Annotated in this window: 2 protein-coding genes; both read right to left on the reverse strand. The window is 53.1% G+C overall.

Annotation, left to right across the window (positions count from 1 at the left end; all coding sequences use genetic code 11):
• On the reverse strand, nt 1-701 hold a 701-nt coding region (locus tag ACXJ5O_RS28440; protein ID WP_457302832.1), incomplete at its 3' end, for an ABC transporter ATP-binding protein.
• On the reverse strand, nt 698-901 hold a 204-nt coding region (locus tag ACXJ5O_RS28445; RefSeq protein ID WP_457302833.1), incomplete at its 5' end, for an ABC transporter ATP-binding protein. The genes ACXJ5O_RS28440 and ACXJ5O_RS28445, both read right to left, overlap by 4 nt.

Below are 901 nucleotides of genomic sequence, written 5' to 3' on the forward strand. Positions count from 1 at the left end.
GGATGATAGTTGTTGTTGTTGCGCAAATCATCCCCCGTTAATTCCTCCACGATCTTGCCACTGTTCATCACCACAAGACGGTCGCACATGTGGGCGGTAACAGCCAGATCGTGACTCACAAGGATATATGTCAGGTTCTTCAACTTGCGCAGTTCGGAAAGTAGATTGAGAATTTCGGCCTGGACGGAAACATCCAGTGCGGAAGTGGGTTCATCGAGTAAAACAACGTCTGGCCCTATGATCAGTGCCCTGGCAATTGCAACCCGTTGCCGTTGGCCTCCGGATAGTTGATGAGGGTAGCGTGTGCGGAACGACGGGCTGAGTCCGACGTCGGACAGCGCCTTTTCGATTATTTCGCCAGAGCGAGGCATGCCTTGTGCCCGCAATGGTTCGAACAAGGCGGTTCCGATCGTGTGGTGTGGATGTAGAGTCCCGTATGGATCTTGGAAGACCATTTGAACAACCCGCATTTCGTGCGCCTTGCGGGAATGTGAAATCTCAGACCCACCAATCCATATGCGTCCTTCCCAGCCGCGTTCGAGACCACCGATACACCTTAGAAGACTGGACTTCCCGCAACCGCTCTCGCCGACGATCCCGAAAGCCTCGCCCTTCTCGATTTTGAATGATACGCCGTTCAATGGTCTTACGGCCGATTTCCCATGACCATAGGTTAGATTGATGCTTTCGATTTCGATCATTGCGAAAGGCTCCGACTCACATCGCGTTGCCACGCGGGATCACGGACAAGAACGGACAGCCGTTCTGTCGGTGTTTCAAGGCGGGGCATGCTCTCAAGCAGTCCCCTTGTATAGGGATGTTTGGCGTTGCTAAGCGAACTGGCCGGAAGCTCCTCAAGAATTTGTCCGGAATACATGATCAAAAGGCGGTCACAAAAACC

It is taken from the genome of Phyllobacterium sp. P5_D12, from assembly GCF_054049495.1.